Here is a 24,349-nt window from a genome sequence, read left to right on the forward strand (position 1 = left end):
GCATTCGCCATTACTTGACCGCGCCGAAGGTAAGGCCACGCACCAGTTGCTTCTGCGACAGCCAGCCGACGATCAGCACCGGCGCGACCGCAAGCAAAGATGCCGCGGAAAGCTTCGCCCAGAAGAGCCCCTCAGGACTCGAATACGAGGCGATGAACACAGTAAGCGGCGCCGCGTTCGAGCTGGACAGGTTGATGCTCCAGAACGCTTCGTTCCACGAAAGAATGATCAACAGCAGCGCGGTGGATGCGAGCCCCGGCACCGCCATCGGCATGAGCAGATAGACGATTTCCTGCCAGGTGGCGGCGCCGTCCATGCGCCCGGCTTCGAGAATGTCTTTCGGAATCTCGTTGAAGTACGTGTACGCCATCCAAACTGCGATCGGCAGATTGATGAGCGTGTAGACGATCACCAGTCCGCTTACCGTGTCGAGCAGCCCCGAGTTCTTCCACAGCAGGTAGATCGGCACGAGCACGCCCACCGAAGGCATCATCTTGGTGGAGAGCATCCACAGCAGAATCCCCTGCGTGCGCTTGTTCGGGAAGAACGCCATCGCGTAGGCCGCGGGCACGGCGAAGATCAGGCAGACGATCGTCACGCCGGCCGAGATCAGCACCGAATTCCACGCGAACGCGAAGTAGTTGCTGCGCGCGAACACCTCTCTGAAGCTGTCGAGCGTGGGCACGAAGAAGATCGTCGGGATATAGGCCTGCTGCTCGGTCTTGAACGCCGTGATCGTCATCCAGAAGATCGGAAAGAACAGCGCGATCGCGATCAGCCAGGCAAGCAGCCCCGGCAGCACGCGCCCGATGAACTGCATCGGCGACGAATGGTTGACCGCATCGGGCGATTGCGCGGATGTAGCGGTAATCTGGCTCATTTTTCGTACTCCCCTTTGAGGTTGCGCGCGAGCATGCGCACGAGGAAGAACGACACGATGTTCGCCAGCACGACGGCGAGAATGCCGCCAGCCGAAGCGATGCCCACGTCGAACTGCTGCAGGCCCATCGAGTAGATCAGGTAAGTGAGGTTGGTGGTCGCGTTGCCGGGACCGCCGCCCGTGGTCGTGTAGATCTCGGCGAAGATCGACAGCAGGAAGATGGTTTCCATCATCACGACGACGGCAATCGCGCGCCGCAGGTGCGGCAGCGTGATGTAGAAGAACAACGAGATCGGGCCCGCACCGTCGATCTTCGCGGCTTCCTTCTGCTCCTGGTCGAGCGACTGGATCGCCGTGAAGAGAATGAGGAACGCGAACGGCAGCCACTGCCACGCCACGATCATGATGACCGCGGTGAGCGGATAAACGGCGAACCAGTCGATCGGCGTCATGCCCACCGAGCGCATCGCGATGGCCACGAGGCCGTACACCGGATGCAGGATCATGTTCTTCCAGATCAGCGCGCTCACCGTAGGCATCACGAAGAACGGCGCGATCGCGAACAGGCGCGCCACGCCCTGACCGATGAACTTGCGGTCGAACAGCACCGCCATCAGCACGCCGCCGACCACGGTGATCACGAGCACTGCCACGATCAGCTCGATGGTGTGCACGATCGACGGCACGAACGAGGGATCGGTGGCGAGGAACTTGTAGTTGTCGAAGCCCGCGAATCCCTTGAGATCGGGGTTCAGCAGGTTGTATCGCGTGAACGAATACCAGATCGTCATCGCGAGCGGGATCGTCATCCACAGCAGCAGCACCGCCACGGAAGGCGTCACGAGCCAGCGTGAGGCCGAGCGGCGTGTTTCGACCTGCTGCGGTTTCTGTGGCGTGCGCGCTCGATTGAATATAGGCATGGGGAGATGGAGATGACGCATGAGGACCACCCTTCTCGGTTGCGCGCCTCTATGAAACACGGCGCGGCATCGGCTGTCGCGAGTGCGCGCGCCGCGCCGGGTCGCCCGGCGCGCGCACTCGCGCTACTACGCTGGCTGCCTGAACGGCGCAGCCTGACTTCTCGCAGTTACTTCTGATACCCGGCTTGCGCCACGGCGCGGTTGGCAGCGGCGTTACCGGCGGTCAGCGCCTGATCGACGCTCATCTGCCCTGCCACGGCGCCCGCAATGCTCTGGCCCACGACCGTACCGAACGACTGGAATTCAGGAATCCCGACGAACTGGATACCCGTGTACGGCACCGGCTTCGCGGTCGGATGTGTCGGATCGGCGGTCTGGATCGCCTTGAGCACGAAGTCCGAGAACGGCGCGGCCTTCTTGTATTCGGGGTTCTGATAGGTCGAAATCCGCGTACCCGACGGCACCGAAGCCCAGCCCTCGTCCTGCGCGACCATCTGGACGTATTCCTTCGACGTGGCCCATTCGATGAACTTCTTCGCGGCGTCCTGCGACTTCGACGACTTCGGCACCGCGAGCGCCCACGACCACAGCCAGTGCGCGCCGTTAGGCGTGACTTCGGTCGGCGCGGCCGCGAAGCCGATCTTGTCGGCCACCTGCGACTGCTGCTTGTTGTAGAGAATGCCGGCCGCGACCGTCGCGTCGATCCACATCGCGCACTTGCCCGACGACATCAGCGTGAGGTTTTCGTTGAAGCCGTTCGAGCTGGCTCCCGGAGGGCCGTCCTTCTTCAGCATATCCACATAGAAGTTCACGGCCTTCTTCCACTCGGGCGAGGTGAGCTGCGCCTGCCACTTTTCGTCGAACCAGCGGCCGCCGAAGGTGTTGGCGACCGTCGTCACGTACGCCATGTTCTCGCCCCAGCCGGCCTTGCCGCGCAGACAGATGCCATAGGTGCCGGCGGACTTGTCGGTGAGCTTGTCGGCGAAGTCCCTGATCTGGTCATAGGTCGGCTGCTCGGGCATCTTGAGGCCCTTCTTGTCGAACAGGTCCTTGCGGTAGTAGGTCATCGAGCTTTCGACGTAGAACGGCAGCGCGTAGAGCGTGCCGTTGTACGAGAGGCCATCGCGCGCGGTCTTCACCACGTCGTCGAGGTCGTAGCTCGCGGGGAGGTTCGTCATCGGCACGATCCAGCCGCGCTTGCCCCATTGCGGCGCCTCGTAGGTGCCGATCATCATCACGTCGAACTGGCCGCTGTTGGTCGTGATGTCGGTGGTGGCACGCTGGCGCAGCACGTTTTCCTCGAGAATCACCCAGTTCAGCTTGATGCCCGGATTGGCCTTTTCGAAGGCCGGCGAGAGCTTCTTCAGCTCGATCATGTCCGGGTTGTTCAACATGGCGATCGTGACGGTCTGCGCGTGCGCGGCGCTTGCCGCGGCGACAAGTGCACCCACACTCACCGCTCGACTTATGCACTTTGCGGCGGTCTTCATTGCTGGCTTCATGACGTTGTCTCCTTGTTCGTTGCGTTATGTCTTGCTGCTGTCGTGATGCGTTGTGCAAGGGTTGCGGGAAAGGTCAACTCATCCAGTTTCCGCCGTCGACGTTCAGGGTCTGCGCGGTGATGTAATCGGCGTCGGCGGAAGCGAGAAAGAGCGCGGCGCCCGTGAGATCCTCGGGCAGGCCCATGCGCCCGAGCGGTACCGCCTCGCCCACGAGGCGCTTCTTCTCGCCGAGCGGACGATGCTCGTAGCGTGCGAAGAGCGCGTCGACCTGCTCCCACATGGGCGTGTCGACCACGCCCGGCGCAATGCCGTTCACGTTGATGCGATGGGGCGCGAGCGCCAGCGCCGCCGACTGCGTGTAGCTCAGCACAGCGGCCTTGGTTGCGCAGTAGTGGGATACGAGCGCTTCGCCGCGGCGGCCCGCCTGCGACGACATGTTGATGATCTTGCCGCCCTGACCCTGCTCGACCATGCGGCGCGCCACGGCCTGCATGAGAAAGAACATGCCCTTCACGTTCACCGCGAAGAGGCGGTCGTACACGTCCCAGGATTCGTCGAGGAGCGGGCGCATGTCGAAGAGCGCCGCGTTGTTGAAGAGGATGTCGATGCGGCCGAAGCGTTCGACCGCGCTCTCCACGATGCGATCGATGTCCTCACGGCGGGTGACGTCTGCGGAGATCGCGAGCACACGCTCGGGGTGCGCGGCGGCCAGCGTTGGAGCAACGGACCCGGCGGGCTTCACGTCGACGAGCACGCAGCGCGCGCCTTCGTCCAGATAGCGCTGCGCGACCGCCTCGCCAATGCCGCTCGCCGCGCCTGTCAGCACGGCTACCTTGTCCTGCAAACGTCCGGCCGCTGGGGTCGCGGTGTGTGCCACAGGTTGTCTCCAATTTCGTTCGTGCGGGGCGCGCCCGGCAGGCACTCCAGGGGAGCAGCTGAGCGATCGCCCGACATGTGAGCATTTGCTCTGTCGTTGATCGAATGATCGGATACGAGTAGGAGACTGTCAAGGCGAACAAACGCGATTGGACGAGATTTCGATGGTGCGACGCGCAAGCCTTGACTGGCTGCGGCCCACGGGTCCGGCCCCCTGACCGGATGACGCGCCGACTCGCCAATCGAAGTGATACGTTATATCATCTCGCCTTCGCGACGCCGACGCGCCCGCGCCCGCTTTCAGGCTCCCTATAGACAAGGATAGAACCATGATTACGTTCAGCCGCGCCAACTGCACGCCCCGGGCTGCCACAACAGGCGTGCGTCGTCGCGTCACGCTCGCGCGCCTCGCGGGCGGGCTCGCTCTCGCGCTGGTCGGCGCGTTCGGCGGCGCGAGCGCGGCCCTGGCGGCGCAGGCCGGCAGCGCCACGATTCCTGTTGTTGCGGCGGAGAACTTCTACGGCGACGTCGTCAAGCAGATCGGCGGCAACTACGTGGACGTGACGAGCATCCTGAGCAACCCCGACCAGGACCCGCACCTCTTCGAGGCCAGCCCGAAGACGGCCCGCGCACTCCAGCATGCGCGCGTGGTGGTGTACAACGGCGCCGATTACGACCCGTGGATGACCAAGCTGCTCGGCGCCACGGGCGCCGGCAAGAACGGCGCCAACCGCACGACGATCGTCGCAGCGGACCTCGTCGGCAAGAAAGCGGGCGACAATCCGCACCTCTGGTACGACCCGAAGACGATGCCCGCCGTGGCGCGCGCGGTGAGCGCCGCGCTCGGCGCAGCGGACCCCGCGCACAAGAGCGTGTACGATGCCAACCTGGCAACGTTCCTCGCCTCGCTGCAGCCGGTCGACGCCAAGGTCGCGGCGCTGCGCGCGCACTACCAGGGGCAGCCCGTCACGGCCACGGAGCCGGTGTTCGGCTATATGTCGGATGCGATCGGCCTCGACATGCGCAACCTGCGTTTCCAGCTCGCGACGATGAACGACACCGAGGCGAGCGCCTCGGACATCGCCGCGTTCGAGCGCGACCTGCGCGAGCGCCGCGTGCGCGTGCTGATCTATAACAGCCAGGCGACCGAGGCGCTCACGCGGCGCATGCTGGCGCTGGCGAAGCAGTCGAAGGTGCCATCCGTGAGCGTGACCGAGACCGAGCCGGCAGGCGTGAACTTCCAGCAATGGATGCTCGCGCAGCTCGACTCGCTCGACAAGGCGCTGGCAGCGGGAACAGCAGGGCAACACTAACCGTATTCAGCAAGGACAGACGTCATGACCGGGGCCGGCTCTTCGCCCACCGATATCGCTTCATCGCACAACGCACAGCACAACGGCGCGCACCGCGCGCCCACGCCTGTGCTCACGCTGGCGGGCGTGACGCTGACGCTCGGCGAACGCACGATCCTGCGCGACGCGAACTTCGCGGTGAACCAGGGCGAATTCATCGGCGTGCTCGGGCCGAACGGCGCGGGCAAGACCACGCTCATGCGTGCGATTCTCGGCCTCGTGCCGGCCTCGCACGGCGCGATCCGCGTGCTGGGCGAGCCGGTCGCGCGCGGCAACGCGAAAATCGGCTACATGCCGCAAACGCGCACGGCGCTCGCGAGCCGCCGCGTGCGCGGCCGCGACTTCGTGGCGATGGCCGCCGACGGCCACCGCTGGGGCCTGCCGCGCGCCGACGCCGCCACGCGCGACGACGTTGCGCGCGTGCTCGATCTCGTGGGTGCGACGGCGCTTGCGGATCGCCCGCTTTCCGAGCTTTCGGGCGGCGAGCGCCAGCGCCTGCTGCTCGCACAATGCCTGCTCGGCGACCCGAAGCTGCTGCTGCTCGACGAGCCGCTCATCAGCCTCGACCCTAACCATCAGCGCGGCGTGGTCGAACTCGTGCGCCGTGTGCAGCGCGAGCTCGGCATCGCGGTGCTGTTCTCCGCGCACGAGCTGAACCCGCTCCTCAACGCGCTCGACCGCGTGCTCTATCTCGGCAACGGCGTGGCCGCGCTCGGCAGCGTGGATGAAGTCATCACCGCGCCCGTGCTCTCGCGCCTCTATGGCTCGCCGATCGAAGTGATGCGCATGAAGGGCCGCATCTTCGTGATGTCGGGCGACGTGGAAGTCGAAAAGCACGACCACGAGCATGAGCACGACCATGGCCATGACCATGGCGGCCACGGCCACGCGCACGGTCACGGACACGCCCACGGCGACAACAACGACAACACACACGGCCACACGCACGATGCTTGAATACGATTTCATGGTGAACGCCTTCGCGGCGTCGGGCATCGTCGCGGTGCTCGCGGGCGTGGTGGGCTATTTCCTCGTAATGCGCGGTCAGACCTTTGCGGGCCACGCGCTCTCGCACGTGGGGTTCACGGGCGCGACGGGCGCCGTGCTGCTAGGCGTTTCGCCGATGTGGGGCATGGTGGGCTTCACGCTCGCCGCCGGCGTTTCGATGGGTGCGCTCGGCGAAAAGCTCGCGGGCCGCGATGTCGCGATCGGTGTGATTCTTTCGCTCGCGCTCGGCTTCGGTCTGCTGTTTCTGCACTTCTTCACGTCGTATGCCACGCAGGTCACGGCGCTGCTGTTCGGCAACGTCCTCGGCGTGAACCGCGAGACGCTCGGCGTGCTGGCCGCCCTCGCCGTGGCGAGCCTGGCGGCGCTGGCCGCCATCATGCGGCCGCTGCTGTTCGCCTCGTTGCAGCCCGAACTCGCCGAAGCGAAGGGCGTGTCGCTGCGCGCGGTCTCGATGCTGTTCCTCGCCATCGCCGCGCTCGCGGTGGCTGCGTGCACGCAGATCGTCGGCGTGCTGCTCGTCTTTACGCTGATGGTCGGCCCGGCCGCCGCCGCGCAGAATCTCACCACGCGCCTGTCCACCGGCCTCGTGCTCGCCGCGCTGCTCGCGCTCGTACAGGCGTGGGTCGGCGTGACGCTCGCGTTCTACACCGACTGGCCCACGAGCTTCTGGATCACCGCGCTCGCCGCGCTCGTCTACGGCGCGAGCCTGATCGGGCGTCGCTAGTCATCACGATGCCGGTGCAAACCAGGTTCGAACGCGGCCGTACAGATCGATGAAGCGCGCATAGCGCTGCGCGAGCGCGGCGTCCTCGCGCGGCGAGGCCACCTGCGTCGCGGCCGGCGCAAGCGCCGCGAGGTCGCTCATGCGCCAGTGCCCGCAGGCGAGGCCGCCCAGCATCGCGGCGCCGCGCGCCGCAGCGTTCGGGCAGTCGATCGCGTAGAGGTCCGCGTCGAGCGTGTCGGCGAGCAACTGCCGCCAGCGCGCGTCCACCGAGCCGCCGCCCGCGAGCTTGAGCGTCGGCACACTGCGCGCATCTTGCGTGCCTCCATCGACGGCTTCACGGGTGCTGCGCACCGCGTCGAGGCCCGCGCGCAACGCGAACGCGACGCCCTCGAACGCCGCGCGCATGAGCGTGCCGCGCGAGTCGCCGAGCGAAGCGCCGAGCCAGCCGCCGCGCGCCGCCGGGTCGAGCCACGGCGAGCGCTCGCCGCTCAGGTAAGGCAGGAATGCGAGCGTCGCCGACGGCGGCACGGCGAACGCATCCGCGTAAGCCGAAGCCCAGTCGTAGGCCAACCAGCCGCGCGCCGCTTCCAGCGCCACGCCCACGTTCTGCATGGCGGCCATGGTGTACCAGCCGCCCGTCGCCGAGCGGTAGCGATGCAGCCCGTGCCGAGCGGGCGGCTCGCTGCGCGCGGTCACGACGATCTGGCCGCCTGTGCCCGTCGTGAGGAGCGCGTCGCCTTCGTCGGCAAGGCCGCTGCCGAACGCGGCGCAAGGCGTGTCGCCCGCGCCCGTCGCGAGCACGACGCCGGCGGGCAGCCCGAGCGCCTGTGCGGCTTGCGCGCTCAGCCCGCCACTCGCTTCATGCGACGCCGCCAGCGGCGCGAACCACCTGGCCGGCAATCCCAGGCGCTCGATCAGTGCGAAGTCCCACGCGCCATCGGGTGCGGCGAGCGCCGTCGCGCACGCGTCCGACGGATCCGCTTTAACTGCGCCACCGAGCGCCACGCGCAGCCAGTCTTTCGGCTGCAGCGCCCAGCGCCCGGCTTGCGCGACGTGCGGCTCGTGCTGCAAGACCCAGCGCAGCAAAGGCCCCGCCATGCCAGGGGCAACAGGATTGGGCTGCGGATGTGCGGGGTCGTCGGGCCACGCGTCGAGCAGCGCATGCGCGCGCGTGTCGGGCCAGAGCATCGCGGGGCGCAACGCGCGGCCCGCTTCGTCAGTGAGCACGACGCCGTGCATCTGTCCGGAAAAGCCGATTGCCCGCACCGCGGCGCGTTCGTTCTCCGGCAATCGCGCGCAGGCCACGACGAGCGCGTCCCACCAGCGATCCACGGCGATCTCCGCCCAGCCGGGCTGCGGAGTGTCGAGCGCGTAGGCCACGCTCGCTGCGGCGCGCTCGACGCCGTCGCCATCGATGATGCCGAGCTTGAGTGAACCGGTGCCGAGGTCGATACCGAGGAAACGCGTCTGCGATGGGCTCATGGGGAACGGTGTGCGAGGGGTGTGAGGACGGGAATGATCATCATAAGGGCGAGATGCACGGTGCCAAATGCGCGTTAAGCAGGCTTTTCACACCTGCCGCGAACCCGCGCGCAACACAGCCGATTTCGACGCGAAAAACGCCCATTCGCGGGTTAACCCGGTGGGTGCGCGCGCGATGCAAAATGGCTCACATTCCGCCGCCGGAATAGAGATCATAACGGCGCGACCATATGTGACATGACCCGCTGGGCATCGCTAGTCTGCACTCGACGCACCCGCGCTCGCTCCGGCATGGGGCAGTACCCTCGCGCCCGCGCTGGAGCGCGCACCGCGCGAAGGCGTTCAACCGCCGCAAACAGGGGGCTTGCCGCCTTGCGCCGCCGCGCGTGCGGTCCGAACCGGCGCCTCGCGACGCCGCCATGTCGCCGCCACGCGCGCCGATCCCACCCTTATGTCGCTTCGCCATTCGCAAGGGCGCATATCGTCGCCGGAAAGCACGGAATAGTCTCCAGCGGTCTTGTTGCATATTTTCTTACCGCATACCTTGGAGGCCATATCCTTAAACAAAGAGACGGAGACAGACGACATGCAAGCCAAGGGCATTGAGGACCAGGCCGCCCAGCGGTCTGGGCAGAAGCAGGTCCACCCCTGCGACGAGCGCCTGCCGTTCAGCCAGCTGCTGACACTCGGCATCCAGCACGTGCTCGTGATGTACGCAGGCGCGGTGGCTGTGCCGCTCATTGTCGGCGGCGCGATCGGGCTGCCGAAGGACCAGGTCGCCTTCCTCATCAGCGCCGACCTGTTCGCCTGCGGCATCGCCACGCTGATCCAGACGCTCGGCCTGTGGATCTTCGGCATCCGCCTGCCCGTGATCATGGGCTGCACGTTCGCCTCGGTGGGCCCGATGATCGCCATCGGCACCAATCCCTCGCTCGGCCTGCTCGACATCTTCGGCTCGACCATCGCGGCGGGCGCGATCGGCATCGTAATCGCGCCGATGATCGGCAAGTTGCTGCGCTTCTTCCCGCCTGTCGTGGTGGGCACCGTGATCGCGGTGATCGGCCTCTCGCTCATGGAAGTGGGCATCAACTGGGCCGCGGGCGGCGTGGGCAACCCCGACTACGGCAACCCCATCTACCTCGGCCTCTCGCTGCTCGTGCTGATGCTGATTCTGCTCATCAACAAGTTCGGGCGCGGCTTCATCGCCAATATCTCCGTGCTGCTCGGCATTGTTGCGGGCTTCGCCATCGCGCTTGCGCTCGGCCGTGTGAACCTCGAAGGCATGGCCAGCGCGCCGTGGGTCGGCATCGTCATGCCGTTCCACTTCGGCATGCCGAAGTTCCACATCCTGCCGATCGCGACGATGGTGATCGTGATGTTCGTGACCTTCATCGAATCGACGGGCATGTTCCTCGCCGTGGGCGACATGGTCGAGCGCCCCGTCGATCAGGCCACGCTCGTGCGCGGCCTGCGCGTGGACGGTCTCGGCACGATGATCGGCGGCATCTTCAACTCGTTCCCGCATACGTCGTTCTCGCAGAACGTGGGCTTGATCGGCGTGACGGGCGTGAAGAGCCGCTATGTGTGCGCGATGGGCGGCGTGATTCTCGTGCTGCTCGGCCTCTTCCCGAAGATGGCGCAGATGGTCGCCTCAGTGCCCGCCTTCGTGCTGGGCGGCGCAGGCATCGTGATGTTCGGCATGGTGGCGGCGAACGGCATCAAGGTGCTCTCGCGCGTGGACTTCGTGAAGAACCAGCACAACCTCTTCATCGTGGCCGTGAGCGTGGGTTTCGGCCTCGTGCCGGTGGTGTCGCCGCACTTCTTCTCCAAGCTGCCGCCCGCGTTTTCGCCGCTGCTCCATAGCGGCATCCTGCTCGCTTCGGTTTCGGCGGTGGTGCTGAACCTGATCTTCAACGGTGCGAAGAGCGAGAAAGCCGCCGAGCGCGCCATCCGCCGCGCCGGGCACGATCTCGAAGGCCGTCCGGATGCGGATCAGGCGCCGGATACCGGCCACGAAATGCCGCGCTCGGCCGCGCACTGAGTTGATCGAACAGAGTTTGAACGTATTGAGTTGACGCGAGAGGTGCCCCGCTCGCAGGTGCCCATCCATACACAGGCGGGCGGGGTCTTTTGCTGGTTCGGCGCCATGGGAAACCATGGCGCTTTTTTTTGCTCGACCTGCGTACCCAGCGCAACCGCTCGCGCATGAAACATAAAATTTCGACAATATTGACTGAGATCGTACGTTTTCAGCTCATATCTCAATAAGTTCGCAGATCGTGCTCCATAGTCGATATCCCGTCCGCCACTCCGGCGGGACGACACGAACTGGATAAGAGGAAAACTCGATGACCGACCGCAACGCTCACCAACCGACGTTCGCCTTTGTCGCGGCAGCATGGGCCGCATTGTTCGCAGGGTTCTGCGCCTATTTGATTGGCTTGTGGAACGCCGGCATGCAACTCAATGAAAAGGGCTATTACTTCACCGTGCTCGTTCTCGGCCTTTACGCGGCCATCTCGCTACAAAAGAGCGTGCGTGATCGCGCAGAAGGTATCCCCGTTACCGGCATCTACTATTTCCTCAGTTGGACCGCGCTAGTGCTTGCGGTCGCCCTGCTCGTTGTCGGCCTCTTCAACGCAACGCTCGCGTTGAGTGAGAAAGGCTTCTATTCGATGTCGTTCGTCCTTTCCCTATTCGGCGCCGTAACCGTGCAAAAAAATACGCGCGATATTCAGACTGTGGGTCAGACTGCCGTGGAGCCCAATTCGGCGTTGCGAGTGCAAGAAGCGGAAAGCCTTGAATAACGGAAGCAGCAAATAAAAAACGCCACGGTCCCCGTGGCGTTTTCATTGCCTGCGATCAAGCAGCGTAGCGCGTTACCCCGCCGTCGCAGCCGAAGCCGCCGCCGGCGCGCTGGCCGCGCCGTAATCGGCCGGCGCATCGGGCTCGCGCGGCGTCTCGCCCGAGTTCGCGATCCAGCCGCCGCCCAACGCGCGATACAGATCGACGAGGTTGGTCAGACGCGCAAGCCGTGCCGTGACAAGCGACGTTTGCGCCGTGTACAGACTGGTCTGCGCGGCCAGCACCGGCAGATAGCTGTCCACGCCGTTCTTGTAGCGCAGTTCCGACAGCGTGAGCGAGCGCTGATTCGCAAAGGTGCTGCGCTCGAGCGCGGCGATCTGCTCGTCGTAGGTGCCTCGCGCAGCCAGACCATCGGCCACTTCGCGGAACGCCGACTGGATCGACTTCTCGTAGTTGGCGATCTCGATGCGCTTCTCGACATTCGCGAGTTGCAAGTTCGCGATGTTCGAACCGCCTTCGAAGATCGGCAGCGTGATCTGCGGCACGAAACTCCAGGCCGCCGTGCCCGCCTTGAAGAGGCCGCCGAGCGACAGGCTTTCGGTGCCGAACGCCGCCGTGAGCGAGATCTTCGGGAAGAACGCCGCGCGCGCCGCGCCGATGTTGGCGTTGGCCGCGAGCAGCGTTTCTTCGGCCTGCATGATGTCCGGACGCCGCGTGAGCAGATCCGAAGGCAGTCCCGCCGGAATGTCGGCGACAAGCGCCTGGCCGTCGAGCGGCAGGCCTTGCGGCAGATCCGCCGGCAGCGGCTCGCCAATCAGCAGCACGAGCGCATTCTCGGCCTGGGCCCGCGCCCTGAGTTGCGCCTGCATGTTGGCCTGCGCGTTCTCGACCACCGTTTGCGCCTGGCGCAGATCGAGCTCGGTGCCGGTGCCCGTCTCGAACTGCGCCTTCGTGATGTTGTACGAATTCTGCGCCGTCGCGAGCGTTTCCTGCGTGACCTTCAGCAGGTCGTCGTCGGAGAGCATCGTCAGGTACTGGTCCGCGACTTCCGACACCAGCGTGATCTCGGCCGACTTGCGCGCATACGCCGTCGAGAGGTACTGCGCCAACGCCTGGTCCTTCAGGCTGCGGATGCGCCCCCAGAAGTCGATTTCCCACGACGCCTGCACGCCCACGTTGTAGACGCTGTACGGATTGTTCACCGTGGTCTGAAAGTTCCTCGGCACGCGCGTGCGCGTGTCCGAAGCCACACCGTTGATCGCCGGGAACAGCTCGGCGCGCGTGATCTGATACTGCGCGCGCGCCGCCTCGACGTTGAGCACCGAGACGCGCAGGTCGCGGTTGTTCTTCAGCGCGATGTCCACGAGCTGCTGCAGCCGCGGATCGACGAAGAACTCGCGCCAGCCGATGTCGGTCGCCGCGGCGCCATTGGCGCTCGGGGCAGCCTGGCCGTTCTGGCCGTTCGCGCCCACAGCAACGGGCTGCGTCGCGTACACGCCGCCTTGCGGGAAGCTCTGCGACACCGGCGCTTCGGGCCGGTGGTACCACGGCTCCATCGTGCAACCCGCGAGAAGCGCGGCGGCCACTGCAATTACGGATAGTTTATGCATCTCAATGTCCTTCCTTGCCCGGGCCGTCGCCGTTGCCACCGCGGTTGCCGCCTTCGCCACCCTGAGCGCCACCACCATTCGTACCGCTGTCCTGGTCCTGGTCATGGTCGTGCGCGTGGTGCTCTTCGTAGTGCTGGAGCGCGACGTCCGCGTCTTCCTTCTCGCCGGCGAACTTCGCGCGAATCACCACGAAGAACATCGGGATCATGAAGATCGCGAGGAACGTGGCCGTGATCATCCCGCCGATCACGCCCGTGCCGATCGCGTGCTGCGAAGCCGAACCCGCGCCGTTGCTGATCGCGAGCGGCAGCACGCCGAGAATGAACGCCATCGACGTCATCAGAATCGGCCGCAGGCGCAGTCGCGAAGCTTCGAGCGCCGCCTCGATCGGTCCCATCTTTCCATCGGCCTGAAGGTCGCGCGCGAACTCCACGATCAGAATCGCGTTCTTCGCCGACAGACCCACGGTGGTCAACAGACCCACCTGGAAGAACACGTCGTTCTCGAGGCCGCGCAAGGTCACCGCAAGCAGCGCGCCGAGCACGCCGAGCGGCACCACCATGATGACCGCGAACGGAATCGACCAGCTTTCATACAGCGCCGCAAGACACAGGAACACGACGAGGATCGAGATGCCGTACAGAATCGGCGCCTGCGAGCCCGACTGGCGTTCCTGGTACGACAGCCCCGTCCATTCGTAGCCGATACCCGCGGGCAGCTTCGCCGCGATCTGCTCCATGGCCGTCATGGCCTGGCCGGTTGACTTGCCCTGCCCCGCCTGACCCTGGATTTCCACCGCCGAGATGCCGTTGTAGCGCTCGAGCTTCGGCGAACCGAAGGTCCAGCGGCCCTTCGCGACCGAGCTGAACGGCGCCATCCCGCCCGCGCTGTTGCGCACGTACCAGAGGCCCATGTCTTCCGGCGTCATGCGGAACGGGGCATCGGACATCACGTACACCTTCTTGATACGGCCGTCCGTATCGAGGAAGTTGTTCACGTACGCCGACGCCCAGGCGATCGAGAACGTCTGGTCGACCGCGGCCGCCGTCACACCGAGTGCCTCTGCCTTTTCACGGTCGATATCCACCGTGAACTGCGGCGTGTCGTTCAGGCCGTTCGGGCGCACGACAGCGAGCGTCGGATCCTTCGCCGCCATGCCGAGCAGCATGTTGCGCGCTTCCATCAGCTTCTCGTGGCCGACGCCGCCGCGGTCCTGCAACTCAAAGTCGAAGCCCGACGCGGTGCCGAGTTCAGGAATCGACGGCGGATTCACCGGGAACACCATCGCGTCCTTGTAGCCCGCGTAGTGCATGAACATACGCCGCACCAGCGCCTGGACCTTCTGGTCCGCGTGCTGACGCTGCTTGTAGTCCTTCATCCGCACGAACACGAGACCCGAGTTCTGGCCGCGGCCCGCGAAACTGAAGCCGTTCACCGTGAACACCGACTCGACGATGCTGCCTTCGTCCTTGAGCAGCCAGTTCTGGATGTTGGCGAGCGTGCGTGCCGTCGTTTCCTGGGTCGAGCCCACGGGCGTCTGCACGATCACGAACATCGTGCCCTGGTCTTCATCGGGCAGGAACGACTTCGGCAAGCGCACGAACAGCATGCCCACCGCGACGATCACCGCGAGGTAGATGATGAGCCAGCGGCCCGAGCGCTTGATCACGTGGTACACGCCACTGTGGTACTTGTCGCGGCTACGCTCGAACGTGCGGTTGAACCAGCCGAAGAAGCCCTTCTTCTCTTCGTGATGGCCCTTCGGGATCGGCTTGAGGATGGTCGCGCACAACGCCGGCGTGAGAATCAACGCGACGAGCACGGACAGCACCATCGCCGCCACGATCGTGAGCGAGAACTGCCGGTAGATGGCGCCGACCGAGCCGCCCGAGAACGCCACCGGCACGAACACCGCGGAGAGCACGAGCGCCACGCCCACCAGTGCGCCGGTGATCTGGCCCATGGCCTTGCGGGTGGCTTCCTTCGGCCCCAGCCCCTCTTCCACCATCACCCGCTCGACGTTCTCCACGACCACGATTGCGTCGTCCACCAGCAGGCCGATCGCGAGCACGAGGCCGAACATCGACAGCGTGTTGATGGAGAAGCCCACCATCGCCATGATCGCGAACGTGCCCAGCAGCACCACCGGCACGGCGATCGTCGGAATCAACGTCGCGCGCAGGTTCTGCAGGAACAGATACATCACGAGGAACACCAGCACGATGCCTTCCAGCAGCGTCTTGATCACTTCCTCGATCGACAGGCGCACGAACGGCGTCGTGTCGTACGGGTACTTCACGACGAGACCGTGCGGGAAGTACTTCGAGAGGTCATCGATCTTCTGGCGAACGAGCTTCGCGGTCTGCAGCGCGTTGGCGCCCGTCGCGAGCTGAATCCCGAGACCGGCCGTCGGCGAGCCGTTGTACTTCGTGTCGAAGTTGTAGTTCTCGCCGCCCAGACCAATCCGCGCCACGTCCTTCAGGCGCACCTGCGAGCCGTCCTGGTTCACCTTCAGCAGGATGTTGCCGAACTGCTCAGGCGTTTGCAGCAGCGTCGATTCGGTGATGGTCGCCTGGAACGACTGCCCCGCCACCGCCGGCGTGCCGCCAAGCTGGCCGCCCGCGATCTGCACGTTCTGCGCGGTGATCGCCGCTGTGACGTCGGTTGGTGTTAGCTGGAAGTTCGTGAGCTTGTTTGGATCGAGCCACACGCGCATCGCGTACTGCGAGCCGAACAGCGTGACCGTACCCACGCCGTCGATACGGCTGATCGGGTCCTTCACGTTCGACGCCACGTAGTTCGCGAGGTCGTACTTGGTCATGCTGCCGTCTTCGGACACGAACGCAAGCACCAGCAGGAAGCTGCTGCTCGACTTCGTCACGCTGATACCGAGCTGCTGCACCACCTGCGGCAGAATCGGCGTGGCAAGCTGCAGCTTGTTCTGCACCTGCACCTGCGCGATGTCCGGGTTGGTGCCCGCGGCGAAGGTCAGCGTGATGGTTGCCGTGCCCGAGTCATCGGAAGTCGACGAGATGTACAGCAGGTGGTCGAGACCGCTCATCTGCTGCTCGATCACCTGGGTGACCGTGTTTTCCACCGTCTTGGCCGACGCGCCCGGATAGTTCGCGCTGATCTGGATGGAAGGCGGCGCGATGGTCGGATACTGCGCGACCGGCAGCGTGAACACCGAAGCCACGCCCGCCAGCATCAGAATGATGGCGATCACCCACGCAAAAATTGGGCGATCAATAAAGAACTTTGCCATGAAGCAGGCTCCCGGTTATTGCGCTGCAGAGGCGGCAGGCGCAGCCGAGGCACCCTTCGGCCCGGATGCGGCGCTGGCAGCGTTCGCATTGCCCGAAGCCGTTGCCATGTCGGCCGAAGGCGCGCCCGGCGGCGGCGGCGGCGGCAGTTGCGCCGCGACAGGCTTGACCTGCGCACCCGGCTTGACCTTGTCGGTGCCTTGCACGATCACGCGGTCGCCGGCCTGCAGGCCGCTCTCCACGACCCAGTCCTGGCCCTGCGCGCCCGACGTAACGATCGGCGTCGGCACGACCTTGTCGTCCTTGCCGACGACGTACACCGAAGCCTGGCCCTTCTGGTCGTGCAGCACGCCCACCTGCGGTACGAGGAACGCGTTGTTGTTGATGCCTTCTTCGATGCGAGCACGCACGAACATGCCCGGCAGCAGCACGCGGTCGGCGTTCGGGAAGAGCGCGCGAACCGTCACCGAGCCCGTGGTCTGGTCGACCGTGACGTCGCTGAACTGGAGCTTGCCCTTCTGCGCGTACACGCGGCCGTCTTCGAGCACGAGCGAAACCTTCGCGGCATTCGGGCCGCTAGTCGACAGGCGGCCCTCCTGAATCGCGCGGCGCAGCTTCAGGCCGTCGAGGCTCGACTGCGTGACGTCGACGTACATCGGGTCGAGCTGCTGAACCGTCGACATGAGCGTCGCGGCGCTCGCCTGCACATAGGCGCCCGGCGTGACCTGCGAGATGCCGACCTGGCCCGTGACCGGCGAAACGACGTCGGTGTAGCCGAGGTTGATCTGCGCCGTATCGACGGCGGCCTTGCCGGAGGCGACGTCCGCTGCCGCCTGGCCTTGCGCGGAAACGGCGTTGTCGTAGTCCTGCTTGCTCACGGCGTTGGCCTGCACCAGAACCTTGTAGCGCGAAACCAGCGCATTCTGCGTGACCAGGTTGGCCTGCGCCTTGGCGAGCGTGGCCTTGGCGGTGTTGAGCGCGGCGATATACGGCGCGGGGTCGATCTTGTAGAGCCGCTGACCGGCCTTCACGATCGCGCCTTCGGTGAATTCGCGGCGCAGCACGATGCCGTCCACCCGAGCGCGCACTTGCGCGACGAGGTAGGCACTGGTACGGCCGGGAAGCTCGGAGACGACCGGCACGGCGGTCGGCTGGACGGTAACGACACCCACTTCGGGGGTTTGCGGCGGCGGCGCCGACTGCTTTTGCCCGCAGGCTGCGAGCACGATGGCAGCCGTCGCGACACTGATTAGGCGGAATGGAACCCGTTCGACGCGCATGGAGCGACCTCTGTCTATAACTGACAATAAAAGCGTGCGGCGTCCTGCAACGAGGAGGACGACCACGCACGCCAGCATCTGGCAAATACCTGACGGATAAACCCGGTACTTCTTCTAGAAAGGCGCGTTCCGGTCTGCACATCCGTCCGGGCGATACTGCCGCGCGCCGCCGCGAGAGGCGTCGCGCATTGGGGTTTCTACGACCACTTGGCCAAGGACGGATATTAACCGGACATCACCACTTGAGGCACCCAGGTGGTGGGGTGCTATTATAGATACATTCGCGAACGAATGTAAAAGGACGTTACGTAACCGTTGAGTGGTACTTCAGGAGCGATCCGCGCATCATATCCATATTACAAATCAATACATTACGGTTCGCACCCTAAATACATTCATTCACCCCTAACCCGCAGTAACGCATTCATCTCAAAAATGGTCCGCCGAACGAAAGAGGAAGCGCTGGAGACGCGCAACCGGATCCTCGACGCCGCCGAACACGTCTTTTACGAAAAGGGCGTGTCGCGCACTTCGCTGGCCGACATCGCCCAGACCGCGGGCGTGACGCGTGGCGCGATTTATTGGCATTTCGAAAACAAGGGCGACCTGTTCACGGCCATGTTCGACCGCGTGGTGCTGCCGCTCGACGAGTTGAAGGTGGCATCGACGGATCCCGGCGAGCCCGACCCGCTCGGGCGCATGCGCGATCTTTGCATTCTGTGTCTGCGCAACACGGCAACCGACGTGCGCCGGCGCCGCGTGTTCGAAATCCTGTTCCTGAAGTGTGAGTTCGTCGAGGAGATGGGCCCCGTGATGGCGCGCCATCAGACCGATATGCGCGAGGGCCTCGCGAGCATCGAGCAGGGTTTGCGCAATGCGATGTCGAAGGGCCAGCTACCCGCCGACCTCGACCCCAAGCGCGCGTCGCGCGTGCTCCATTCGTTCATTGGCGGCGCGCTGCGCGATATGGCGATCCTGCCGGACGTGTTCGACGTGGCGAGCAACGCCGAACGGCACGTCGACGCGATGCTCGACGCGCTGCGCTTCAGCCCCTCGCTGCGCATTGGCGCCAGCGAGTCGGACGCCTGAGTCCCGCTGGCGCAGTTCCCGGATCTAACAAGGCGGCCCGCTGACGAGGCCGCCTTTTTCTTGATCGCTCAGGCCGGCACGCGGTTCGCGCGGGCCCGTTGATTCGACGCGTAGATGTTGTCACGCGCGAGCGGCACGCCTTTTTCGACGGCGGCAAGCCACGCGTCCGTGGTCACGACCGCAGCGAAGCGCGTGTGCATCACCGTGCTGAACACGCGATGGATCTCCTCGGCGCTCGCCGTTCCCGCCTCGTTTGCATACGGCACCGAACCCGTCGCATCGACCAGAAACTCGACGGCAAGACCCGCGTGGGTCGCCTCGAACACCGTCGAGGCGTCGCAGTTGTGCGTCATGTAGCCGGCCACCGTGAGCGTGTCGATGCCGTGATCGGCCAGCCAGGCCTTGAGATCGGTGCCCGCGAAAGCGCTCGGCAGCGCTTTTTCGACGTAGTGATCGCGCTCGCGCGAAGCCACGACCGGATGCAGTTCGGCGCCCACGCTGCCGCGCGCGAAAAGCGGCGAGTCCGCCGGGGCGAAGTTCTGCACCACCACGACCGGCACGCCGGCTGCCCGCGCGGCATCGATCGCGCGGCCAATATTGGCGAGTGACGTCTCGATAGGGGGATATTCGATCGGCAGATCGCCGCTGACATATTCGTTCTGCACGTCGATCACGACGAGCGCCCGGCGCGGATTCGCGGACATGGCCATGCCTCCTGGGGTTGAATGGAACCGACCGGTCCGAAGACGCGGAGTCGATGGCGGGATTGTGGCGCTGCGTGCGTCCACGCGACAGTGGCCCGGATGACAACTTTCGCTAGAATCGGGCCATTCCTCTTCGGGGCTCGCCATGGCCACTGCTACCCGTCAGGCTCCTTCACCGGCCACGTTGCGCGTCGCCGTGATCGCCTTCGACCGCATCAGTCCGTTCCATCTCTCCGTGCCTTGCGTCGTGTTCGGCGAAGACCGCAGCGAAGGCGGCGTGCCGACGTTCGAACTCGCCGTCTGCGCGGCGGAGCCCGGCACGCTGACGACCACGGCAGGCTTCACGATCGGCGCGCCGCAGGGCCTCGAGGGGCTGCGCGGCGCCGACGTGATCGTCGTGCCGAGCTGGCGCGACACCCACGAGGCGCCGCCCGCCGCGCTTTGCGACGCGCTTTGCGAAGCGCACGCGGACGGCGCAATCCTCGTCGGACTATGCCTCGGCGCCTATGTGCTTGCGCATGCGGGCCTGCTCGACGGCCGCCCGGCCACCACGCACTGGGCAGCCGCCGACGACTTCGCGCAGCGCTTTCCGGCGGTGCACTTCGATCCCGGCGTGCTCTACATCGACGACGGCGACCTGCTCACCTCGGCGGGCACGGCGGCGGGACTCGACTGCTGCCTGCATCTCATGCGGCGCCTGTGCGGCTCGAGCGCCGCGAACTACGTGGCGCGGCGGCTCGTCGTGCCGCCGCATCGCCAGGGCAACCAGGCGCAGTACGTTCAGCAGCCGCTCGCGGCAGCCGGGCGCGGCGACCGTCTGCCGGGTCTGCTCGACTGGATTCGCGCCCACCTCGACGCGCCCCACACGCTCGACTCGCTCGCGCAGCGCGCGCTGATGAGCCGGCGCACCTTCACGCGCCAGTTCCGATTGACGACGGGTTCGACGGTGAGCGCGTGGCTGCTCGGCGAGCGCCTCGCCCGCGCGCAGCAGTTGCTCGAAAGCACCGATCATCCGATCGACGCGATCGCCCAGCGCGCGGGCTTCGGCTCGGCCGCGTCGCTGCGTCAGCATTTCGTGGAGGCGTTCAGGATTTCGCCGTCGGCATGGCGGCGCGAGTTTCGGGGGGCGTAAGCGGTTCGATGAGCGGTGCGACGCTCGGCGCACCTGCGCGCGCCGAGCAGCGCCGAATTCAGGTCCCGGTGAACCAGCGCGCCGCATAAAGCAGCAACGCCACGAAAAAGATCATCGCGGCCCATGCCCAATAAGGCATGGCGTGCTGCGGCGGCTCGTGATTCAGCGTGCTTGCCGCGCGGCCCGAGAGCGTTCCTCCCGCATGGTGCTGCGGCAGGATATGCGCGCGCCGGGCGAGACCGGCGAGGTTGATCGGGCGCAGGAACACGTGCTGCCGGCGCGGCTGCTCGCCCGCCACACGGTTCGGCGCCTGGCCGTGCTTGACCGCAACCACGGCGCAGAACTCAGTGAAGAAGTCGTCGGCCAGTTCGTGCAGCGCGTTCTCGATCTGGCGCGGCGGCAGCTCGGAAAGCGGGCCCGTGAGCGTGGCCCACACCGAGTAGTCGATCCGCGTGTTCACATCCTTGCCCGTACCCGGCTCCCTCGCCGTGGGGCGCTCTTCAGGGCGCAACGCGACGTCGATCTGTCCGCGCAGCGAGCCGATGCCGTCCGCGCGGGCGCGAAAGCTCAGCACGCGCCGGGGCGTGAGCGGCACCTGCGCCGTATCACTGGCAATGTGGGCACGTACTTCGTAGCGTGCGCGCAGCGGCCCGAGCGGCACCGTGAGCGTGATCGCGTATTCGCCGGGGCCGAGGCGCCTGAACGACTCGCAATGCTCCATGCTCGCTCGCACGAGCGCCACGTCCTGCAACGCCGCCCAGACGGCGGCCGGTTCGAGCGGAATTCTCAACGCATCGTTCAGTTCCATGGCGACTCCCCTATGCAAGCTACCGGGCCATATCAGGAGGTCTGGTCGATCCGGTCCACGCGAGTCGCGTAGAAAGCCAGATACCCCTTGATGCCGCGTGCATCATCAAGCGGCGCTTCGTAGCTCCAGGCCGCGTCGTCGACGCGCCCGTCTTCGGTACGCAAATGGAAATACGTCGCCTCGCCCTTGAACGGGCAATGCGAAGTGTGTCCGGAGCGTTCGAGTCGCGCCATGTTCACATCGGCGCGCGGAAAGTAGAAGACGTCGGGGTAGCCGGTTTCGCAAAGGGTGACGGCGTGCAGCGTATCGGCAATCGTGATGCCGCCATGAATCACGCGCACGCGGTGACGGTTCGCGACGAGATCGATGCGATGGACCGCATCCGGTTCGACCGCCATGTTCGGCTCCCCTGTTGGTAGGCGGCGCCTGCGGCGCCCTGCCGTGCAATTCCACGGGATGGCCGCTCACCAGTCGCCTGTCACCGCGCCGATCACCGTATCAACGGCGACAGACGGCAACAAGCGAACACGCTCCTGTAACGCCTGAGCGGTCGCGGCCTCCCTTCGGCCTCATTATCGGCCAAACTCGCTCTGGCTGCGTGAATCTTATGCGCGACGCGCGTGCGCCAGCGCCCAAAGCGATCGGGCCCGGCTGCGCGGCTACCAGATGAACGCCGCCCGCGCGCTGCCGTTCGAGCCGACCGTCACGGCGCTCGTCTTGTCGACGCCCGCATGGCTCACATGCACGTTGTAGCGGCCCGGACGTACCCTGACGAGCATGTACGGCCCACGGGAAGTCGTATCGAGCACGCTCGCGCCGTGCGAGTCGGTGATCTGCACGCGCACGTCCGCCACGTACTCGCCGCTGCGCTGGGTAAAGCGCAACGCAAGCGGCCACTCGCGCTCCGCGCTGAGCAGCGCCTTGGATTCGTCGAGACCCACGCCGCCGGAGACGAACGACACGTCGCCCTGCTGCTGGACTTGTGGCATGCCGCCGCCGTTGATGTTGCCGGCGCTCGTGTTGTCGGTGGTCGTGCCGCCGACCGTGCCCGAGGCGTCGGCCTGCTGCGCCGCCGCGCCGCCCGCGTAGCCGAGCGCAAGCGTGGCCGCGAGAATCGTCGCGTAAGCGGTGGTATGGGTGGGGCGCGAGTTGCGGAAACGCTTCATCGATCGCTCCTTTCAGTTTGTCCGATGTAATGCTCCCGCAAGGGGCGTGCCCGAGCGGCTCGCGTAAAAGGTTTTGCGCGCCCCAAAAAACCACTGCCGCCGAGGCCAAAGGCCAACGGCGGCAGCACAGGTACAACGTAATGAAACCTGCTCTCGCCGCGAATCCGGCGCACGGAGCCGGATTCGCGACAGCAGGGATCAGCCGAGATCGACAGGCACGAAAATCTGTGCGTCGTCTCGCTGGATCAGGAGCGCAATGCTGTTGCCAGCCTTGGAAACCATTTGCTTGAGCTGATCGGCGCTCGTCACCGGGCGGCCATTCACGGCGAGAATCACATCGCCGGGCTGGACACCCGCATTTTCAGCTGCACCACCCGACTGCTCGACGAGCAGACCGTGATCGAGCGAGCCGTTGCTCTTCTCTTCCGGCGTGAGCGGGCGCACCGCGACGCCGAGGCGACCTTGCATCTGTGCCTGCGGAGCGTCGTTCGAAGCCACCTTCGCGTCGCCCAGCGTGCCGATGGTTGCGGTCAGGTCCTTCGTGCTCTTGTCACGCCACACCTGAACATCGGCCTTCGTGCCCGGCTTCATGCCTGCGATGAGCGAAGGCAGATCGGACGAATCGTCCACGGACTGGCCGTTCACGGACAGGATCACGTCGCCGGGCTTCAAGCCCGCCTTGGCGGCCGGACCGCTTGCGTCCACCGAACTCACCAGCGCGCCGCGCGGCTTGTCCATGCCGAACGAGTTGGCGAGCGTCTGGTTCATCGACTGCACCGCGACGCCGAGACGCCCACGGCTCACATGGCCGGTCTTGACGAGTTCGTCCTTGACCTTGATCGCCTCATTGATCGGGATTGCGAACGAAAGGCCCTGGAAGCCGCCCGTCTGCGAGTAGATCATCGAGTTGATGCCGATTACTTCGCCCTGCAGATTAAAGAGCGGGCCGCCCGAATTGCCGGGGTTGACCGGCACGTCGGTCTGGATGAACGGCGTGTAGTTTTCGTCCGGCAGCGAACGCGACTTCGCGCTGATGATGCCCGAGGTCACCGTGTTGTCGAAGCCGTACGGCGAGCCGATCGCCACCACCCACTGGCCGACCTTGCTCTGGCGCGGGTCGCCGATCTTCACGGTCGGCAGATCCTTCGCATCGATCTTGAGCACAGCGACGTCCGACTGCTTGTCGGCGCCCACGACCTTCGCCTTGTATTCGCGCTTGTCGGTGAGCTTCACCGTCACGACGTTGGCGCCGTCCACGACGTGTGCGTTCGTGAGAATGTAGCCGTCCGGGCTGATGATGAAGCCCGAGCCGAGGCTCGCGCTGGGCTGGTCGGCCTGCGGACCATTGTCGCCGCCGCCCATGCCGGGCGCGCCACCGTAGAAGTGCTTGAAGAACTGGTAGAACGGATCGCTCGGATCGATCGGCAGTTGTTGCGGGCCGCTGCCGCCGCTGCGCAGCGCCGTCTGCTTCACGACGTGCTTGGCGCTGATGTTGACCACTGCGGGCCCGTAGGTTTCCACGAGACCCGAGAAGTCGGGAATGCCAGTCTTGGCTGCGGCTTCGGCGGGCATCATCGCCGCGGCCTGGGCCTGCGAGATGACCTGCGGAGCAGGCAGATCACGGTGCCCTGCTACGTAGCCCGCCGACAATGCGACGACCACGGCGGCTGCCACGGCACTGCGGGAAAGAACTTTAGTATTCATTGCGGACTCCTTGCGCGGGGTACTCATCACGACGTACCGAAGAG

General features: G+C 65.6%; 20 protein-coding genes. 7 read left to right on the forward strand and 13 right to left on the reverse strand.

Going from position 1 to position 24,349, the window contains the following annotated elements; genetic code table 11:
• Nucleotides 1-10: 10 nt before the first annotated feature.
• From E1N52_RS11125 to E1N52_RS11140, 4 genes are all read right to left on the reverse strand, one after another.
• On the reverse strand, nt 11-820 hold the full coding sequence (locus E1N52_RS11125; RefSeq protein WP_425468043.1) for a carbohydrate ABC transporter permease: 810 nt from the start codon (nt 818-820) through the stop codon (nt 11-13).
• 56 nt (nt 821-876) lie between these two features.
• Nucleotides 877-1,821 (reverse strand): carbohydrate ABC transporter permease, encoded by a 945-nt coding sequence (locus E1N52_RS11130; RefSeq protein WP_205965601.1) that lies wholly within the window; start codon nt 1,819-1,821, stop codon nt 877-879.
• A gap of 146 nt (nt 1,822-1,967) precedes the next feature.
• Nucleotides 1,968-3,302 carry an ABC transporter substrate-binding protein gene (locus tag E1N52_RS11135; protein WP_133182760.1) on the reverse strand — a complete coding sequence of 445 codons (1,335 nt, stop codon included), beginning with the start codon at nt 3,300-3,302 and terminating at the stop codon, nt 1,968-1,970.
• A 73-nt stretch (nt 3,303-3,375) separates the two neighbouring features.
• The gene (locus E1N52_RS11140; RefSeq protein ID WP_133182761.1) at nt 3,376-4,179 is read right to left on the reverse strand and encodes an L-iditol 2-dehydrogenase; all 804 of its coding nucleotides are present in this window, start codon (nt 4,177-4,179) and stop codon (nt 3,376-3,378) included.
• A 328-nt stretch (nt 4,180-4,507) separates the two neighbouring features.
• Here E1N52_RS11140 and E1N52_RS11145 point away from each other — a divergent pair, with 328 nt between their 5' ends.
• Genes E1N52_RS11145 through E1N52_RS11155 form a run of 3 tightly spaced genes read left to right on the forward strand, consistent with a single transcriptional unit; the run spans nt 4,508 to nt 7,262 of the window.
• Nucleotides 4,508-5,491, forward strand: coding sequence for a metal ABC transporter solute-binding protein (locus tag E1N52_RS11145; RefSeq protein WP_133182763.1), 984 nt, complete (start codon nt 4,508-4,510; stop codon nt 5,489-5,491).
• 24 nt (nt 5,492-5,515) lie between these two features.
• The gene (locus tag E1N52_RS11150; protein ID WP_133182765.1) at nt 5,516-6,487 is read left to right on the forward strand and encodes an ABC transporter ATP-binding protein; all 972 of its coding nucleotides are present in this window, start codon (nt 5,516-5,518) and stop codon (nt 6,485-6,487) included.
• On the forward strand, nt 6,480-7,262 hold the full coding sequence (locus tag E1N52_RS11155) for a metal ABC transporter permease (RefSeq protein ID WP_133182767.1): 783 nt from the start codon (nt 6,480-6,482) through the stop codon (nt 7,260-7,262). Before E1N52_RS11150 ends, E1N52_RS11155 begins: the two co-directional genes overlap by 8 nt.
• A 3-nt stretch (nt 7,263-7,265) precedes the next feature.
• Here the strand turns inward: E1N52_RS11155 and E1N52_RS11160 are convergent, their stop codons facing one another.
• On the reverse strand, nt 7,266-8,744 hold the full coding sequence (locus E1N52_RS11160) for a xylulokinase (RefSeq protein WP_133182769.1): 1,479 nt from the start codon (nt 8,742-8,744) through the stop codon (nt 7,266-7,268).
• 586 nt (nt 8,745-9,330) lie between these two features.
• On the opposite strand from E1N52_RS11160, the gene E1N52_RS11165 reads away from it, so the two are divergent.
• A complete protein-coding gene (locus E1N52_RS11165) occupies nt 9,331-10,785 on the forward strand; it encodes a nucleobase:cation symporter-2 family protein (protein WP_133182771.1) in 1,455 nt (484 codons plus the stop codon).
• 307 nt (nt 10,786-11,092) lie between these two features.
• Complete coding sequence (gene yiaA, locus E1N52_RS11170; RefSeq protein ID WP_133182773.1) at nt 11,093-11,551, forward strand: inner membrane protein YiaA; 459 nt, start codon at nt 11,093-11,095, stop codon at nt 11,549-11,551.
• A gap of 72 nt (nt 11,552-11,623) precedes the next feature.
• Here the strand turns inward: yiaA and E1N52_RS11175 are convergent, their stop codons facing one another.
• From E1N52_RS11175 to E1N52_RS11185, 3 genes are read right to left on the reverse strand one after another with little or no spacing between them, the layout of a single operon-like run.
• Nucleotides 11,624-13,159, reverse strand: coding sequence for an efflux transporter outer membrane subunit (locus E1N52_RS11175; RefSeq protein ID WP_133182775.1), 1,536 nt, complete (start codon nt 13,157-13,159; stop codon nt 11,624-11,626).
• A 1-nt stretch (nt 13,160) separates the two neighbouring features.
• Nucleotides 13,161-16,424 carry an efflux RND transporter permease subunit gene (locus E1N52_RS11180; protein WP_133182777.1) on the reverse strand — a complete coding sequence of 1,088 codons (3,264 nt, stop codon included), beginning with the start codon at nt 16,422-16,424 and terminating at the stop codon, nt 13,161-13,163.
• A gap of 15 nt (nt 16,425-16,439) precedes the next feature.
• Complete coding sequence (locus E1N52_RS11185; protein WP_133182778.1) at nt 16,440-17,702, reverse strand: efflux RND transporter periplasmic adaptor subunit; 1,263 nt, start codon at nt 17,700-17,702, stop codon at nt 16,440-16,442.
• 435 nt (nt 17,703-18,137) lie between these two features.
• On the opposite strand from E1N52_RS11185, the gene E1N52_RS11190 reads away from it, so the two are divergent.
• A complete protein-coding gene (locus E1N52_RS11190; RefSeq protein ID WP_133182780.1) occupies nt 18,138-18,791 on the forward strand; it encodes a TetR family transcriptional regulator in 654 nt (217 codons plus the stop codon).
• A 68-nt stretch (nt 18,792-18,859) separates the two neighbouring features.
• Here E1N52_RS11190 and E1N52_RS11195 read toward each other — a convergent pair whose 3' ends face one another.
• Nucleotides 18,860-19,495, reverse strand: coding sequence for a cysteine hydrolase family protein (locus tag E1N52_RS11195; RefSeq protein ID WP_425468041.1), 636 nt, complete (start codon nt 19,493-19,495; stop codon nt 18,860-18,862).
• A gap of 145 nt (nt 19,496-19,640) precedes the next feature.
• Here E1N52_RS11195 and E1N52_RS11200 point away from each other — a divergent pair, with 145 nt between their 5' ends.
• Nucleotides 19,641-20,627: a helix-turn-helix domain-containing protein gene (locus E1N52_RS11200; protein WP_133182783.1), complete on the forward strand. Its 987-nt coding sequence runs from the start codon at nt 19,641-19,643 to the stop codon at nt 20,625-20,627.
• A gap of 58 nt (nt 20,628-20,685) precedes the next feature.
• Here E1N52_RS11200 and E1N52_RS11205 read toward each other — a convergent pair whose 3' ends face one another.
• From E1N52_RS11205 to E1N52_RS11220, 4 genes are all read right to left on the reverse strand, one after another.
• Entirely contained in the window at nt 20,686-21,435 is a 750-nt protein-coding gene (locus E1N52_RS11205) for an SRPBCC family protein (protein WP_133182785.1), read from the reverse strand.
• A gap of 32 nt (nt 21,436-21,467) precedes the next feature.
• Complete coding sequence (locus E1N52_RS11210) at nt 21,468-21,833, reverse strand: DUF427 domain-containing protein (RefSeq protein ID WP_133182787.1); 366 nt, start codon at nt 21,831-21,833, stop codon at nt 21,468-21,470.
• Nucleotides 21,834-22,094: 261 nt separating this feature from the next.
• Nucleotides 22,095-22,601 carry a carboxypeptidase regulatory-like domain-containing protein gene (locus E1N52_RS11215; protein ID WP_133182789.1) on the reverse strand — a complete coding sequence of 169 codons (507 nt, stop codon included), beginning with the start codon at nt 22,599-22,601 and terminating at the stop codon, nt 22,095-22,097.
• A 198-nt stretch (nt 22,602-22,799) separates the two neighbouring features.
• A complete protein-coding gene (locus E1N52_RS11220) occupies nt 22,800-24,305 on the reverse strand; it encodes a DegQ family serine endoprotease (RefSeq protein WP_133182791.1) in 1,506 nt (501 codons plus the stop codon).
• Between the last annotated feature and the right edge of the window lie 44 nt (nt 24,306-24,349).

The organism is Paraburkholderia guartelaensis, from assembly GCF_004353905.1.
Taxonomy (GTDB): Bacteria; Pseudomonadota; Gammaproteobacteria; order Burkholderiales; family Burkholderiaceae; genus Paraburkholderia; species Paraburkholderia guartelaensis.